The organism is Proteiniphilum acetatigenes DSM 18083 (genome assembly GCF_000380985.1).
GTDB lineage: Bacteria > Bacteroidota > Bacteroidia > Bacteroidales > Dysgonomonadaceae > Proteiniphilum > Proteiniphilum acetatigenes.
In genome coordinates, this window is record NZ_KB905710.1 from 1 (window position 1) to 17378 (window position 17378).

Here is a 17378-nt window from a genome sequence, read left to right on the forward strand (position 1 = left end):
AGGACTGACCCCTATGGACTCTGCGATGGTTCGCTGGCTGTCACCATTTTTTATACCTAAATAAATCGCGTACCTTTGTTCTGAAGTTAACTGTTTGTATTTTTTTCTCATAAGCAACATAATAGTTAATTTTAGGGAGACTTCGATCTCCTTTTTCTTTTATGTTGCCGCTTGACTCTCCTCGGGGGCTTCGCGCCCCCGGCCGTTAGGCAAACCCCCGCGGTGTTTTTCATGATTGTTTTGAAGAAATCATTTCAAAAAACAACACCCGGGTGTTGCACTTCTAAGTTGAACTTAGGGTGTCCACTTCTTCGATATTTGCATAAGGGAAAGAAAGACAGACTTTTTCAGTGATTCATCGGTAGGGAATACCATCTTGTTTTTGGTGTACTTTCTAATTTTACCATTCAAGTTTTCAATCAGGTTAGTCGTGTAAATAATCTTCCGGATCTCCAGGGGGAAGTCAAAAAACACGGTCAGTTCCTCCCAGTTGTTCTGCCATGACTGGACAGCATAAGGGTACTTATGCCCCCATTTCTGGGCGAAGCGCTCCAGTTCGGCTTTAGCCATATCCCGGTTGGGAGCGTTGTAGATAAGCTTCATGTCTTCGGCAAATTCCTTCTTGTCCTTCCATACCACGTAACGGGCGGAGTTCCTGATCTGGTGTACCACGCAGATCTGGGTATTTGCCATGGGGAAGACATTGGTTATAGCCCCGGTAAAGCCGTTCAGGTTATCGGTCACGGTGACCAGGATATCTTCCACGCCACGGGCTTTCAGGTCGGTCATTACGCCCTGCCAGAAGGCTGCCGATTCGTTCTGCCCCAACCACATTCCCAGGATCTCCTTGTAGCCCTCACGGTTTAGCCCGACAGCCAGGTAAATGGTCTTGTTGACGACTTTCCCTCCCTGACGTACCTTAAAAACAATACCGTCCATCCAGACAATGCAATAAACTGGCTCCAGCGGGCGGTTCTGCCAGTCCAGCACCTGCTGGTTGACCTTGTCCGTGATAATGGATATGGCAGAAGTGGAGAGTCTGTAACCATAGATTTCCTGGAGTTCCTGTTCTATGTCGGAGACGCTCATTCCCTTTGCATAAAGCGATATGATGATGCTTTCCACCGGTGTGGCAGTGCTCTGGTGTTTGGGGACGATGACCGGCTCAAAACTGCCCTGGCGGTCCCTTGGGACCTCAATGGTCGATTCCCCGAACTCGGTCTTGAGCCTCTTGGGGGTCGTGCCATTCCGGGCATTGGTATTCTCACTCTTCTCATTCTTGGCGTAACCGGATTTTCACAGAAAATTAGGCGGGACATGGAAAGAGCATCACTCTGATTGGAAATACGAGCTCTGGGACGGTAACCGGATGGAGGATTTTATTAAAACTTCCTTCCCTGAAATAGCTGATGTCTATCTTAACTATAAGTATGATGTGCAACGCTGGGATGTAATCCGTTATCTGATTCTTTATAAAATGGGAGGAATGTATGTTGATTTTGATTACGAATGTTTTGCGCCTTTTGATGATTATCTTAATAATAACGGAAAATGCTTTTTTGCAATGGAGCCGGTCGAACATTGCCAAGGATTCGAGAACGGTATATATTTCAATAATGCATTGATGATGTCTCCTCCTTGTCATCCGTTTATTGAACACATTATTACTTATTTAAAAACGACACCCTTTATTTATACCGGGAACAAATTTCAGGATGTCTTATCTTCTACAGGGCCTAAAATGCTAACATCTCTTTATAGTAAATATGAAAATAAAACTATTATCAATTTTTTTCCGGCAGAAAGAGTTTCTCCATGGTTGCCAGAAGATGTAAGACATTATGTATATCATGAAGGGGACATAGTGAAATTAGAAAAGAAATTAGAAAAGGCCATGGCAATCCATTATTTTTTTGGCTCATGGGTATAATTTTTTATTATGCAGAAACCATTTCCCATATATACCCAATTGGACTCGATGGACTGCGGTCCCACCTGTCTTCGCATGATTGCCAAGCATTACGGACGTAGCTATTCCTTGCAGACACTGCGCGAACGGTCGTTCATCACGCGGGAAGGCGTCAGCATGCTGGGCATCAGCGATGCCGCCGAAAGCATCGGAATGCATACGCAAGGTGTGAAAGTCACGCTTGAACAATTGACAGAAGGAGAACCTGTACCCTGCATCCTACATTGGAATCAGAGTCATTTTGTGGTGTTGTACCACCTGTCCTCTTCTCCAAAATGGAGAAAGGAACGGGAGGAGAAGAGATTTTACATCGCCGATCCTGTGGGAGAAAAGTACATAATGAACAAGGAAGAATTTTGCCGTTGCTGGTATAGTTCCATGGAGAAGGGAAAAGAGACTGGGACGGCCCTGCTATTGAACCCTTCCCCCGGTTTCTACGAATACGAGGACGACAAGGAAAAACGTGAAAAGAACCTGGGTTATTTTTTCCGTTATTTGCTGCCCTACAAATCGCAATATGCCCAAATAGTCGTGGGGATGATACTGGGAAGCATCCTCTCCCTGATTTTCCCTTTTCTGACACAGGCTGTTGTCGACCAGGGTATCGGTAACAACAACCTGAATTTTATATCGTTGATACTTATTGCACAGTTTGTTTTGTCGATAACCCAAATGGGCATGGGTTTTCTCCAGAGTTGGATTTCCCTGCATACCAATACCCGTGTCAGCATTTCTTTGATTTCAGATTTCCTGGCCAAGTTGATGAAACTGCCCGTAAGTTTCTTCGACGCAAAGAATATCGGCGACATCATGCAACGCATCGGCGACCATGGGCGTATCCAGGGATTCATGTCCGGGACCACTTTGTCCACGCTCTTTTCCTTTGCAAACTTCTTTGTATTTGCTTTTGTCCTTGCCTATTACAATTTCACCATCCTGTTTGTTTTTTTGGTGGGAAACACCTTTTATATAACCTGGATATTATTGTTTATGCGCTACCGTAAAAAGTTGGATTATAAGCGGTTTACCCAGTCGGCCGCCAACCAGAGCAATACAATCCAGCTTATTACCGGCATGCAGGAAATCAAACTCAACAACTGCGAAAAGCAACAACGGTGGAAGTGGGAACGCATCCAGGTGAAAATGTTCAAAATCAGCATACAGGGAATGGCATTAGGGCAATACCAGCAAATAGGGTCCATATTCTTCAGCCAGACCACTGGTTTATTAATCTCGTTCCTGTCGGCCAAGGCGGTAGTGGAAGGAAACATCACACTGGGCATGATGATGTCCATCAGTTACATAATCGGGCAACTCTCAGGTCCCATCGGGCAGGTGATAGGCTTTGCACAGTCGTTGCAGGATGCCAAGATAAGCCTTGAACGCCTGAATGAAATCCACAACAGGGAGGACGAGGAACAAACAATTGAAAATAAAATAAACATCCTGCCTGAGAACAAAACGATTAAGATGGAAAACGTCTCTTTCAGCTACGATGGGGCAGAACGTGATTATGTGTTGGATGAGTTAAGCCTGACAATTCCACAAAACAAAGTGACGGCCATTGTGGGAGCCAGCGGAAGCGGGAAAACGACTATAATAAAACTGTTAATGGGTTTTTATCCGCCCGTCAAAGGGAAAATCAGCATAGACAATACTCCTTTGGATGAGATCAACCCGCATTTATGGCGACAAAAAACAGGGACGGTGATGCAGGACGGGTTCGTCTTTTCCGACACGATAGCCAACAATATTGCCGTAGGGCAAGATGAAGTCGACAAAAAACGTTTGTTGCATGCGGTAGAAACCGCCAACATCCGTGAATTCATCGAATCGCTCCCGTTGAAATACAACTCAAAAATCGGCATGGAAGGTAGCGGCATCAGCCAGGGACAGCGGCAACGCCTTTTTATTGCCCGTGCCGTATATAAAAATCCCGATTTTTTGTTTTTCGACGAGGCTACCAACTCGTTGGATGCCAACAATGAAAAGATAATAATGGAAAACCTGAAGGAATTCTATAAAGGAAAGACAGTAGTGATAGTCGCCCACCGGTTAAGCACGGTACAACACGCCGACAATATCATCGTGTTGGATAAAGGAAAAATAGTGGAAGAAGGCACCCATGCCGGATTGACCGGAATGCGGGGAGCCTATTACACACTGGTAAAGAACCAACTGGAGTTGGGTACATGAACCGGACAATTGTATTGGCAGTGATATGGATATGGAAAAAGAAGAAGATAAAATAGAATTGCGCAGCGAGGAATTTCAAGAAGTGCTTGGAACGGTTCCCCCATGGATATTGCAATGGGGCATTACTTTTTTGGCCATCGTAGTTGTGATTCTATTAATAGGCAGTGCGATGTTCAAATACCCCGATGTGATCTCCGCGCAGGTAACCATTACGGGCACAACGCCGCCCGCGTCGGTCGTCGCCCATGCTTCCGGCAAGATAAAAGAGCTGTATGTGAAAGACAATCAAGAGGTGAAATCGGGTGATTACCTCGCAGTAATAGACAATACCGCCAACACGAATGACGTAAGGTTATTGAAAGAGTCGTTACGTGCCTTCTCAGCCATCTCCACGGGAGGAGATCCAGAAAAAAACACTTCGGGCCTGCAACACACCAATCATTTGAACAAGGAATTACAGCTTGGCAATATCCAGTCAATATACTCACAATATTATACAGCACATTTCCAATACAATGAATACAAGCGCCTGCTGTATTACCCGCAAAAGCTTGAAATAACCAAACAACGGATAGCACAGTATGAAAAACAGTACGAAAACCTGCAAAAACAATACAAATTGATAGAAGAGCAAGCGCAGTTACAGGAAAACCAATACCAACGGGATGTCAGATTGAACGAAAAAGGTATAGTGTCGGATGAAGAACTGGAACAATCCCGGTCACAATACCTGCAATCGGAATTGACCCTTGAAAGTATGCAGGCGGCCATCAATAGTATGGGTATACAAATTGAACAATTGAAAGAAACGTTATTGGACACAAGGCAACAGGACACGGAAACGTTAAACGACCTGGATACAAGGTTACGGACGCTTGCAACCCAGTTGGAAGTAGCCATCGAAGAATGGGAAATGAGTTTTGTGCTCAAATCACCGATTGACGGCAAAGTCACATTTACCAGTTTCTGGTCTGAAAATCAGGTCGTAACGGCTGGATATGAAGTTTTCTCTGTGGTGAGCAGCCTGTCCCCATCCTCCTCTTATTTTATTTTTGGCAAAGCCCTCCTTCCCATAGCACGTAGCGGAAAAGTGAAAATAGGGCAGAAGGTAAATATCCGGCTGGAAAATTTTCCCGAAAACGAATTCGGCATTTTACAGGGGCAGGTAAAAAACATATCGTTGGTGCCTATTAGTGCAGGACAAGCTGCAGCCGAAAACGGTGCGGCATATTATACCATTGATATAATACTTCCAGATAGGCTGACAACTACCTATAAAAAAGAGTTACCTTATCTTCCTCATATGCAGGGACGCGCAGACATCATTACCGAAGATATTTCGCTTCTCGAAAGGTTTTTCCTTCCAATGAAAAGGATTTTGAGTGAAAGTTTGTAAAATCTCGATAGTGATTTTTTGACAGACAATTTGATATCACAATTTGGAATAAACTTATCAGAAATCTTCGAGATTGTCGACTTTTATTGGAACAACCTGTATGATGAAATCTGTTCAATGCAAATTTTAACCTGAACGCCAATACCGATACCTAGTATCTGAAAAATGACCTGAAGTTGTCGGGAGAATGGGACGGACACAGGGGAGATATTTTTTCGGATGAGTTGCCGGTTTTACAGCGTAGTCTATAGTCTATGAGATCATTTCCGTTCTTATTACTACTAACCGACTGCCTTGGATTATTCGAAGCTACAAAACTTTTTGTATATTTGCCAGAGTATAATGATTTTTATACTGAAAATCTCTATTCTAAGTTTATGAACTTCTTGACTCCTAAACATACAATATATGAAACGAATTGAAACATTGACCTTGTCGATCTTATTATTGACTTTTGTAACAACTCTTCCTGCACATGCACAGGAGAACAATGAGAACCGTTATACATTCCTGCTTACCGGGGCATCCTTTGCTTCGCCCAACAACGGCTGGTTTGAAGTAGGATGCCAATTGACAGGCGCGACTCCACTGAACAGAGCCGTTGGAGGAGAAGCGATCGCCGATGCTGCTAATCGGATGGCGGAAGGCACACTCTACTCCAAAGAAGAATTCGAAGAAATAGATGCGTTGGTGATCATGCAGGTACACGACAGGGATGTGTTTGGTTCCTCTCCGCTGAAAGAAGAATATACCGATTATGAGATCCCGTTTGACCGCAGTAACTATGCTGCCGCATTCGACTATGTGATCAAACGTTACCTCACGGAATGTTATAATCTGAAATTCGATGAAAATTCAAAATACTATAATACCCGTATGGGAAAGCCGGCGGTAATAATGCTTTGTACCGACTGGCACGACGGAAGAGTGACCTACAACACCTCCGTGCGGAAGCTGGCAGAGAAATGGGGATTTCCGGTAGTGGAATTCGATAAATATATCGGTTTCTCCAGGAATAGTGTGCATCCCGTCACCAAACAACAGATCAGCCTGCTCTTTACGGGCGATAATCAGCAGATCGCCGGCGAGAAATTCGGATGGCATCCCGAAAACGGTCAGGATAGTTATATCCAGCGGCGTATGGGAGCTATCTTTGCCGATGCTATGAGGAAAATATTTCCGTAAAATGATTAACCATCGGTTAGCAGAGGCAATAATCAAATAATTGGTAATTAGTAATTTGTAATTGGTAATTTATAACTATCCCATGCGAATAAAAGAAGTCCTTCAAACCATAGAACAACTAGCCCCGCTACCGCTACAGGAAGGATATGATAATAGCGGACTGCAGGTGGGGGATGTGAACCGGGAAGTAACCGGTATCCTGTTATGTATTGATGTGACCGAGGACGTGATCGATGAAGCCCTCTCTTTAGGCTGTAACCTTATCATTTCGCATCACCCCATTGCATTCCGGCCGTTTAAGTCACTCACCGGAAAGAATTATACGGAGCGATGCATGATGCAGGCTATCCGACACGATATCGCGCTCTATGCCGCGCATACTAACCTGGATAATGCCCGGGGAGGTGTTAACTACAAGCTGGCGGAGATGCTGGAATTGCAGAACGTGAAGATCCTGCAACCCATGGAAAATGCGTTGTTGAAGTTTGTTACTACCGTACCACTCCAACATGCCGAGAGTGTCAGGAATGCCTTGTTCAATGCCGGCGCAGGGTATATCGGGAATTATGACAGTTGCAGTTATAACCTTTCAGGAGAAGGTACATTCCGGGCAAAAGAGGGAGCCAGTCCACACATAGGAGAGATCGACCGGCTTCATTTTGAGCCGGAAGTGAGAATAGAAACTGTGATCCCTGTCATGAAAAAGGAAGAGGTGCTTCGGGCGTTACTGTCAGTACATCCCTATGAAGAGCCGGTGTTTGATTTCTATCCCATTGCCAACAACTGGCCGCAACACGGTAGCGGCGTCGTGGGAGTATTGCCGGAGCCTATGCCCGAACAGGAGTTCTTATATCTGTTGAAAGATATTTTTAATTTGCCCACCATACAACACTCAAAAATCCAGGGGAGGGAGATCCGCGATGTGGCTCTCTGCGGCGGCGCAGGTGCCTTTCTAATCCCCAGGGCTATTGCTTATGGGGCCGATGCTTTTATCACCGGCGAAGCAAAATACAACGACTTTTACGATGTGGAAGGACGTATTCTCCTCGCCGTAGTCGGTCATTATGAGTCGGAAATCTGCACAAAAGAGATTTTTTTCGATCTTATTTCGAGAAAATTTCCTATCTTTGCACTACATAAATCGGCGTTCGACTCGAACCCGGTGAAATATCTGTAAAAATAGCGGTCCGACTTGTTCCCGCGATTGCAGAGAAATGTAGTAATGAAATGATTAAGTGTCGTTTGATTACTGCATTTTTTGATTTAATGAATATTGATAAATAAAATAAATTATGGCAACAAGAAAAAAAAGTGCTGAACAGGAAGTGTCGGTAGAAGATAAGCTGAAATCCCTCTATAAATTACAGTCTTATCTATCCGAAATCGACCGGATCAAGACCTTGCGTGGTGAATTACCCCTTGAGGTGGCCGACCTCGACGATGAGATCGCCGGTTTAGGTACCCGTATCAACAATTTTGAACTGGAACTCAAACAACTGGATGAGAACACAAAATTGCAAAAGGGAAAGATCGAGACCAGCAAAACGAAAATTGAGAAATACAACAAACAGCTGGAGAATGTACGAAACAGCAAGGAGTACGACCACCTCTCCAAAGAGATAGAGTTCGAAACGCTTGAGATAGAACTTTCTGAAAAGCATATCCGCGAATATGCCCAGGAAGCGGCCTCTATCAAAGAACAGATTGAAGCTGCCAATGAACTGCTGAAAGACAAGACATCGGATCTGGAGCATAAAAAACAGGAGTTGGACGATATTGTATCGGAAACCAAGGCGCAGGAAGAGAAGATTCGCGAGAAGGCAAAAAAGACCGAGGCAACAATTGAACCCCGCCTGCTGACTGCTTTCAAAAGGATCCGTAAGAATGCCCGCAATGGCCTGGGAGTTGTACCTATTCAGCGTGGCGCATGTGGGGGATGCTTTAATAAGATACCGCCTCAGAAACAGATGGATATCAAGCTGGGTAAGAAGATCATCGTGTGTGAATATTGCGGGCGTATTATGATCGACCCTGAAATGGCGGGGATCTCTGAAAAGTAAAATTATTACCCCGACAATACTGAAGAACGAGTTCCGGAAAGCATCTGGAAAGTTAATTGGAGAATTTTTTCTCCAATTTCTTTTTATTTTTTCTTTTTTTGGAGGGAAATGATGTATCTTTGCGTTCCGGAAGGAGGTACTCCTTTGGTAGTTGTACACAGCTTATTCCTAACCCATTGATTTATCATTGGTTTCAGAGAACTTAGACTATTTCTTATCAGACTTTTTCTCGCGATAACATAATCCGAATAAATTCGTTTTCTGTATTTCGCTTATCGAAAAAGTTCTCGCAACGACATAATCCAAGCAAACTTGGCTTCTGTTCGTATTGCTTAACGAAATAGTTTTCAAAAAGATTACAGGCAAGGTTATTTATACAATACTATATGGCTAATCGAATTAAAATTAAGAAAGGCTTACGAATTCCGCTGCTCGGTGAGGCTGAAGAGACACTAAGAGGCAGGGTGACGAGTGAATATGTGAGGATTTGCCCGGAAGATTTTCATGGCATTACTCCCAAATTGGCCGTCAAAGTGGATGATGCCGTGAAGGCCGGAACACCCTTGTTCTTTGATAAAAATCATCCCGAAATGTTCTTCGCGTCACCTGTCAGCGGCGTGGTAACAGCCATTGAACGCGGTGAGAAGCGGCGTATCCTTTATATAGAGGTGAAAGCTGATAACACTATACAATACGAAGATTTCGGTAAGAAAAAGGTGGATTCACTCTCTGCCGAAGAGGTGAAGAAAGCGATCCTCGATGCCGGTATCTGGTTCCTGGTTAAGCAGCGGCCTTATGATATAGTGGCTGTGCCCGGCAAAGAACCACGCGATATATTCGTAACCGGTTTCGATACGGTTCCGCTGGCGCCGTCTGCCGATTTTATACTGAACGGCATTGAGGCTGACCTGCAGACAGGACTTGATGCCCTGGCAAAATTGACAACCGGAAAGGTCTATCTCTCTGTCAGTCCAAAAATAACCAATAAAGGGTTACGTGAAGCGAAGAATGTGGTGATTACAGAATTCGATGGGCCGCATCCCGCAGGAAATGTAGGTGTACAGATCAACCATATCAAACCGGTGAACAGGGGTGAAACCGTATGGACGCTGAGCGCACCGGATGTGGCGCTGATCGGCCGCCTCTTCAACCAGGGGATCGTGGATCTTACCCGTACGGTAGCGCTTACCGGATCGGAAGTGAAACAGACCGGTTACTATCAGATGGTGATCGGCACACAGTTGAATTCCCTTTTTAAGGGAAATGTAACGGAGGGTATCTCATTGAGATATATCAGTGGAAATCCCCTTACAGGTCGGAAAATCGATGCGGACGGCGTGCTTCGTGCTTATGACAGGCAGGTGACCGTCATTCCCGAAGGCGATGATGTACATGAGGCTTTTGGATGGGCATCGCTGTCGCCCAAACGTTACAGTGCCGGATGTACCTATCCCACTTACAACAAGAAATACCGTCTCGATGCCCGTCTGTTGGGCGGCCCGAGAGCTATCATTGTTTCCAACGAATATGATAAGGTATTTCCGATGGATATTTATCCCGAACAACTCATCAAATCCATTATCGCATTCAATATCGATAAGATGGAGCAATTGGGTATATACGAGGTGGCGCCTGAAGATTTTGCCCTGTGCGAGTTTGTCGATACATCCAAACTGGAACTGCAACGTATCGTGCGTACGGGACTGGATATGTTGCGTAAGGAGATGGAGTGAACATCGTTTATAATAGTATATATATAACTTATAAATAATAGAACTTTGAAAGCGTTAAGAAAGTATCTTGATAAGATCAAACCGAATTTCGAGGAAGGCGGGAAACTGCACTGGCTCTATTCTACATACGATGCGTTTGAGACGTTCCTTTTCGTGCCCAACACGACATCGAAATCGGGTGTGCATATCCACGATGCGCGTGATTCGAAACGTACGATGATCATCGTGATCCTCGCACTGATCCCCGCGCTGCTGATCGGTATGTATAACGTGGGATTACAGCATTATCTGGCAATTGGCCAGGATGTGACATTCCTTACCAAATTCTTCTATGGATTTCTGGCAGTACTGCCTCACATAGTAGTTTCATATGTGGTGGGACTTGGTATCGAGTTCGCCATGGCACAGATAAAAAAGGAGGAAGTGGCCGAAGGGTTCCTGGTTACAGGGATGCTTATCCCGATGATCGTGCCCGTAGACACCCCGTTGTGGATGATTGCCGTTGCCACTGCTTTTGCCGTAGTGTTTGCCAAAGAGGTGTTCGGCGGTACCGGGTATAATATTTTCAATGTAGCGTTGATTACGCGTGCATTCCTTTTCTTTTCCTACCCTTCAAAAATGTCGGGCGACCAGGTATGGGTGCGCACTGCCGATACATTCGGAATGGGGACAGGAACAGTAATAGACGGTTATTCGGGAGCTACCCCGTTGGGGCAGATAGCAACTACCGAGGCCGGCGGATTTGCCGATTTTACCTTCCATGGTATTACAGGACAACCTCTCTCTCTCAGTGATATGTTTTTCGGCTTCATTCCGGGATCTATTGGTGAAGTATCTACCATTGCCATCCTGTTGGGAGCTGCGATTCTGATTGCCACCGGCGTAGGAAGCTGGAAAACCATGCTTTCAGTCTTTATCGGAGGTCTTGTGGCTGTCCTGCTGGTGAATGTCTTTGCACAAAATACCATTATGGAGATGCCCGTACATTATCACTTCCTGTTAGGCGGATTCGCTTTTGGAGCGGTATTTATGGCTACAGATCCGGTAACCTCGGCAAGAACTGAAAAAGGGAAATGGATCTACGGTTTCCTTATTGGACTGATCGCGGTAGCCATTCGTGTGTTCAACCCGGGATACCCTGAAGGAATGATGTTGGCTATCCTGTTCATGAACGCCTTCGCTCCGCTTATCGATTTCTATGTGATCGATGCCAATATTAAGCGTCGTATGAAACGGGCAGCAGTAGTGAAATAAATAATAATAAAGATATGAACAGAGAAAACAGTGGATATACGATCATATATGCATCGGTGATGGTGATAGTGGTAGCACTCGGATTGGCCTTCACTCACCAGGTATTGAATGAACGGCAGATTGCCAACGAAAATACCGACAAGATGCAGCAGATATTGCGTTCTCTCAACTTAGATGTAAGTGTGGCCGAGGCCCAGCCAAAATATACCGAGTTGATAAAGAATGCCTATCTTATCAATGATGAAGGTGTAAAAGTGGAAGGTACTGAAGGAATCACCCCTGACGATCCGGCCTTTTCAACCGAATTGGGAGATACTCAGGCTAAAGGATTGCCGGTATATGAAGCAGAAGTAGATGGTTCTACCAAATATATTATCCCGATGAGCGGCACCGGACTTTGGGGACCCATTTGGGGATACCTGGCCATTGAATCCGACGGCAGCGCCATTTATGGTGCGGAATTCGGTCACGCTGGGGAGACTCCCGGATTGGGCGCGGAAATAGTGACTACCCCCTTCAGAAACCAATTCAGGGAAAAGAATCTATTCAGAAATGATGAATTTACATCAGTGGCTGTGGTAAAACCGGGACAGACCAATAGCAGAAGAGACTATGTGGACGGGATTTCCGGGGGGACTATCACCAGTAAAGGAGTGGACAACATGTTACTCAACAGTGTCGGTAGATATAAGAATTTTTTAATGAATTTGCACACTGCCAATCAATGACAGTGGAACTAATTTCGTTAATGAAAATATAACAGTGAAAGAAAATGGCATTATCAAGTAAGACAAAAGCGGTTTTATTGGGGCCGCTGAATAAAAATAATCCTGTTATTGTACAGGTGCTGGGTATCTGTTCCGCACTGGCGGTCACCTCCAAACTCGAACCTTCTATCGTGATGGCTATTGCCGTGGTTCTGGTGACAGCTTTTGCTAATGTGATCATTTCCCTGTTGCGCAAAACTATTCCTAACCGTATTCGTATTATTGTGCAGTTGGTCGTGGTTGCTGCCCTTGTGACCATCGTGAGCGAAGTACTGAAAGCGTTTGCCTATGATGTAAACAAGCAACTCTCGGTATTCGTCGGACTGATCGTGACGAACTGTATCCTGATGGGACGCCTCGAAGCATTTGCACTGGGTAACGGCCCCTGGCCCTCTTTCCTGGACGGTATCGGGAACGGATTAGGTTATGGATGGATACTGGTAGTGGTAGGGTTTTTCCGTGAACTGCTGGGTTCAGGTACATTACTGGGACATCAGGTGATTCCGCAGGCGCTCTATGATGCCGGTTATGAAAATAATGGTTTGATGATGCTTGCACCTATGGCGATATTGCTGGTGGCATGTATCATATGGGTACACAGATCGAAGAACAAGGAACTACAGGAAGAGACTAACTAAGTGAAAAGTGAAGAATTGATTAATAATGAAGAATTAATAATTAAAAGTGAAGAATTGGAAGTCACAATCCAATATCTTACAATTTAATTGAAAATCAATTTTTCATTTTTCACTTTTAACTTTTAATTTATAGAATATATTATGGATGCAATTAGTTTGATTGTACGATCGATATTTGTCGACAACATGATTTTCGCCTACTTCCTGGGGATGTGTTCGTTCCTGGCAGTGTCGAAAAACGTGAAAACAGCATTGGGATTGGGAGTTGCGGTAACATTTGTACTGGTGCTTACCTTGCCCATCAATTATATGCTGGAAAACTATGTGCTGAAAGCAGGTGCACTGCAATGGCTGGGTGAAGAGTATGCCGGGGTCGATCTGAGTGTATTTAGCCTCCTTGTTTTTATTGCTATCATCGCATCTTTCGTACAATTGGTGGAAATGGTTATAGAACGTTTCAGCCCCTCTCTCTATAATTCATTGGGTATCTTTTTGCCGCTTATTGCGGTGAATTGTGCGATTCTCGGTGGTTCGCTGTTTATGCAGCAGCGCGAGTTTGCCAATGTGGGATTGGCTACAGCTTACGGATTTGGTTCCGGGATCGGCTGGTTACTGGCTATCGTGGGGATGGCAGCAATCAGGGAAAAGTTAGAGTATTCCCATGTTCCCAAACCCTTGAAAGGATTAGGTATTACCTTTATTATTACCGCATTGATGGCTATTGGCTTCATGAGTTTTTCAGGGATCGACATTTAATTGAGAACAGACAATAACAAATTATTTATTAAAATATGAGTGTATTATTGAGCGCGGGTGGATTGACGATATGGGCGAGTGTCATTGTATTCCTGCTGATCATTTTGGTACTTGTGGTGATCATTCTGGTAGCCAAAGCTAAATTGATGCCTTCCGGCAATGTAAAGATTACCGTGAATGATGAAAAAGAATTGAACGTGCCGATGGGCGGTACCCTGTTGAATACGTTGCAGTCACAGAATATATTTCTCTCTTCTGCTTGTGGAGGTGGAGGTACCTGCGGCGAGTGCCGTTGTCGCATAACTGAGGGAGGTGGGGAGATACTTCCAACCGAGAAGGGGCACTTCAGCCGTAAGGAGCAGTTGAACGATTGGCGTTTGAGTTGTCAGGTGAAAGTAAAGGACAACATGTCGATCGTTATACCCGATGAGGTTTTCGGTATTAAGGAGTGGGAGTGCGAAGTGGTTTCAAATCATAACGTGGCTTCGTTTATCAAAGAATTTATAGTGAAGCTGCCCGAAGGGGAGAAACTCAATTTCAAACCGGGTTCCTACAGCCAGATCAAGGTACCCCGATTCGACCAGATAAAATATTCCGATTTTATTATCGATGAGCAATACAAGAGCGAATGGGATAAATTCAACATGTGGGATCTTACGGTGACCAATGACGAAGATACCGTGCGTGCTTATTCTATGGCCAATTATCCCGCAGAAGGGAATATCATTACCCTCAACGTGCGTGTGGCAACTCCTCCGTTCGACAGGGCCAAAGGTACATGGATGAACGTGAATCCCGGAATTGTATCTTCTTATATCTTCAGCCTGACTCCGGGCGACAAAGTCAAAATATCGGGTCCATACGGGGAATTTCATCCCATACTCAACAGCAAGCGTGAAATGCTCTGGATAGGCGGTGGTGCCGGTATGGCTCCCCTGCGTTCACAGATCATGCACTTAACTAAAACGTTGAAGATCACTGACCGGAAGATGTCTTACTTCTATGGAGCAAGGGCTTTGATAGAAGCATTCTATCTGGAAGATTTCTACGAACTCGAAAGAGAATTCCCCAACTTCTCGTTCCATCTGGCACTCGATAAGCCCGATCCGGCAGCCGACGAGGCCGGTGTGAAATATACTCCGGGATTCGTGCACCAGGTCATTCACGACACCTATCTGAAGGACCACGACGCTCCCGAAGATATCGAGTACTATATGTGTGGACCCGGCCCCATGGCAAACGCTGTACAGCGCATGCTCGACAACCTGGGGGTTCCGCCGGAGATGATCATGTTCGACGACTTCGGATAATTACGGAAGGAAATAAACAATCTATATATTTGACGGCATTCTCTGTAGCAGGGGGATGCCGTTTCTTTTGGAATAAGGAGATGTGTTGTATTATACAGAACTATATCTAATCATATAATATTGCATACCGGGAGGGATATTCCATCTTCTATATCCAACATGGCGTTGATAAGGTGGATGCGGTCATATTCCGGGAGGGAATCGCGGTGGATAATTCTCTCTGCGATGACTCCTTCGCGAAGGAGCTTTTGCCGCTTGGTACCGTTTAACAGCGGACTCTCCGGTGTAAAATACTGCTTCCCCTTGCTGAATACTACATTGCTGTAAGAGGTATCTGTAATAAGACCGTTCCGGGTGACAAGGATCTCATCATAGTCGCCTTTTTGCGCCAACAGGGCATTTAGCCGTCTCCTGTCGGCAAATTTGAATGAGTAATCGACCGATGCCTCTATCAACTTCAACGAGGTTATCTTTTTGAGAAGATAGGATTCAAATGATACCTCTTGAATAGTCTTGTGATAAATGATCCGGCATTTTACTTTAGTATCCTGTAGTTTATCCGGAAGAAGCGCTGGCAGATCGGGCAACTTGGGCGCGTTGAATCCGAAATGGGCGGCTGTCCGTTGCATCCGTTCTTCATGGCACTGCCTGTTTTGAATCTCTCCTTGAAGTATGTAAATGGTTTCTAAAAACATGTCAGGTGAAATTTGGAATGACTAATGTAATGGCAGATATATTTTCCGGATTGCTTCCTCGTACTCTTTCCTGCCGCTGCTGTTGGCGGTAATGCCGCCGCCGCTGCGGAAAAAGAGTTGTGATCCGCATTGTTCAATGAATCGGATTAATACAAACGATTCTAGTTTTTCACCATCGAAATAACCGGCTACACCGGTGTAGAAGCCGCGTGCTTCCTTTTCAGCCTCCTTGATGATGCGAAGCGTAGCCTCCTTGGGCGCTCCCGATACGGAACCGGCCGGCAATAATTCGAAGAAGAGTGTGCCCAGGATATCGAGATACCCTTCCGCCAGTGTTCCCTCTATCTCGGAACTTACCTGTAATATGGGCCCCCTGTTTGTCTCCAATGCATCTATGTATCTGAAACGGTTTACTTTCACAGAGGCAGCTATCCGGCTCAGGTCGTTACGAAGCAGATCCACGATGGTATTATGTTCCGCCGTCTCTTTCCGGTCATTTAGCACGATATCGCGTGCATAAGGCAGGCGTCCGTCGATAGTTCCTTTCATCGGGAAAGTGAGGATTTTTCCCTGCTCTATCCGTACAAAACACTCCGGAGAGAAGCAGACCCATTTGCCTGGCAGGCAGAGTTTATAGGTCGCCCTGCTGGAAAGAAAAATTTCTTCAAATGAGAGAGAACACCTCAATGGAGTTTTTATAGTGAGATTGACAAGATAGGAGTCACCTCGTTTCAACCCGTCCATCACCACATTAAAACGCTGTAGATAGGTGGCGTAATCTTCAGGATCGGCCTCAAATAAATAGCTGTCTGTCTGATAAGAAGGAAAAGAGAATGACTCGGGTATCCCGGAAAGCCTGTGAGGGAAGGTGTTGGACATGCCTTTGATGTCGAAAAGGATCTCTTGTTGTGACAACGGATCGGCAACAAAAAATCCTTCCCGCATCTCAAAATCTACTGTGAATAGAAACGGCTTTCTCGCTTTTCCCGCTTCGTTCATCATCTCCTTTATTTCATTACTTTCGAAAAACATGATGCAAATATAGTGAACTATTTCGTTAAGCTAAATGAGCAAAGAGCAAACTTGTTTGAACTTTGCCATAGCGAGAAATAGTCTGATAAAATCGAAAGCCGAATGGTAAGCCAAACTTGTTTGAGCTTACCTGAGGCGCATCTTATATTCTATAAATATAGTGATAGTGAAAGCATCCTATATTCTGCAAACATGAACAATTCACTCCTGATAGATGTTTTGTGAAGTAATGAACCGGGTATGGAAACAAAACTTGTTTCTACTATTTCCAAATGTGAGGTGATTTTAGTACATATCCTTCTGACAAGGGGAGAACGGGGATAATATACTGATTTTTCGTGTTATTTGAGAGGTTGCGATGTTTTAAATCGAAAATTTTTGATGGAA

14 protein-coding genes and 2 pseudogenes are annotated in these 17378 nt (G+C 44.8%); 12 read left to right on the forward strand and 4 right to left on the reverse strand.

The genetic code is table 11. From position 1 onward, the window contains the following. The coding region (locus tag F597_RS22140; protein ID WP_169337984.1) for a helix-turn-helix domain-containing protein at positions 1–111 on the reverse strand (111 nt) is incomplete at its 3' end. A gap of 189 nt (positions 112–300) precedes the next feature. After that, a pseudogene (locus F597_RS21200) lies at positions 301–1290 on the reverse strand (IS256 family transposase); the annotation flags it as partial. Positions 1291–1312: 22 nt separating this feature from the next. Here F597_RS21200 and F597_RS21205 point away from each other — a divergent pair. From F597_RS21205 to nqrF, 12 genes and pseudogenes are all read left to right on the forward strand, one after another. Next, positions 1313–1930, forward strand: a pseudogene (locus F597_RS21205) (glycosyltransferase family 32 protein); the annotation flags it as partial. A 6-nt stretch (positions 1931–1936) separates the two neighbouring features. Next, positions 1937–4165 (forward strand): peptidase domain-containing ABC transporter, encoded by a 2229-nt coding sequence (locus F597_RS0118015; RefSeq protein WP_425413910.1) that lies wholly within the window; start codon positions 1937–1939, stop codon positions 4163–4165. Between the two features lie 31 nt (positions 4166–4196). Next, positions 4197–5561 (forward strand): HlyD family secretion protein, encoded by a 1365-nt coding sequence (locus tag F597_RS0118020; protein WP_169337998.1) that lies wholly within the window; start codon positions 4197–4199, stop codon positions 5559–5561. A gap of 408 nt (positions 5562–5969) precedes the next feature. Continuing rightward, positions 5970–6746: a DUF5040 domain-containing protein gene (locus F597_RS0118025; protein ID WP_019541152.1), complete on the forward strand. Its 777-nt coding sequence runs from the start codon at positions 5970–5972 to the stop codon at positions 6744–6746. An 82-nt stretch (positions 6747–6828) separates the two neighbouring features. Next, a complete protein-coding gene (locus F597_RS0118030; RefSeq protein ID WP_026327626.1) occupies positions 6829–7923 on the forward strand; it encodes a Nif3-like dinuclear metal center hexameric protein in 1095 nt (364 codons plus the stop codon). Positions 7924–8038: 115 nt separating this feature from the next. After that, positions 8039–8806, forward strand: a complete 768-nt coding sequence (locus F597_RS0118035; protein WP_019541154.1) for a zinc ribbon domain-containing protein — start codon at positions 8039–8041, stop codon at positions 8804–8806. Between the two features lie 386 nt (positions 8807–9192). Then, positions 9193–10539 (forward strand): Na(+)-translocating NADH-quinone reductase subunit A, encoded by a 1347-nt coding sequence (locus tag F597_RS0118040; protein ID WP_019541155.1) that lies wholly within the window; start codon positions 9193–9195, stop codon positions 10537–10539. Between the two features lie 45 nt (positions 10540–10584). Next, entirely contained in the window at positions 10585–11793 is a 1209-nt protein-coding gene (locus F597_RS0118045; RefSeq protein ID WP_019541156.1) for an NADH:ubiquinone reductase (Na(+)-transporting) subunit B, read from the forward strand. 14 nt (positions 11794–11807) lie between these two features. Continuing rightward, a complete protein-coding gene (gene nqrC, locus F597_RS0118050) occupies positions 11808–12521 on the forward strand; it encodes an NADH:ubiquinone reductase (Na(+)-transporting) subunit C (RefSeq protein WP_019541157.1) in 714 nt (237 codons plus the stop codon). Positions 12522–12565: 44 nt separating this feature from the next. Beyond that, positions 12566–13198, forward strand: a complete 633-nt coding sequence (locus F597_RS0118055) for an NADH:ubiquinone reductase (Na(+)-transporting) subunit D (RefSeq protein WP_019541158.1) — start codon at positions 12566–12568, stop codon at positions 13196–13198. A gap of 141 nt (positions 13199–13339) precedes the next feature. Continuing rightward, positions 13340–13954 (forward strand): NADH:ubiquinone reductase (Na(+)-transporting) subunit E, encoded by a 615-nt coding sequence (nqrE, locus tag F597_RS0118060; protein ID WP_026327627.1) that lies wholly within the window; start codon positions 13340–13342, stop codon positions 13952–13954. Between the two features lie 35 nt (positions 13955–13989). Next, complete coding sequence (nqrF, locus tag F597_RS0118065) at positions 13990–15264, forward strand: NADH:ubiquinone reductase (Na(+)-transporting) subunit F (RefSeq protein ID WP_019541160.1); 1275 nt, start codon at positions 13990–13992, stop codon at positions 15262–15264. A 110-nt stretch (positions 15265–15374) separates the two neighbouring features. Here nqrF and F597_RS0118070 read toward each other — a convergent pair whose 3' ends face one another. Beyond that, positions 15375–15959 (reverse strand): aminotransferase class IV, encoded by a 585-nt coding sequence (locus tag F597_RS0118070; protein ID WP_019541161.1) that lies wholly within the window; start codon positions 15957–15959, stop codon positions 15375–15377. Between the two features lie 21 nt (positions 15960–15980). Next, the gene (locus F597_RS0118075) at positions 15981–16991 is read right to left on the reverse strand and encodes an aminodeoxychorismate synthase component I (protein ID WP_019541162.1); all 1011 of its coding nucleotides are present in this window, start codon (positions 16989–16991) and stop codon (positions 15981–15983) included. Between the last annotated feature and the right edge of the window lie 387 nt (positions 16992–17378).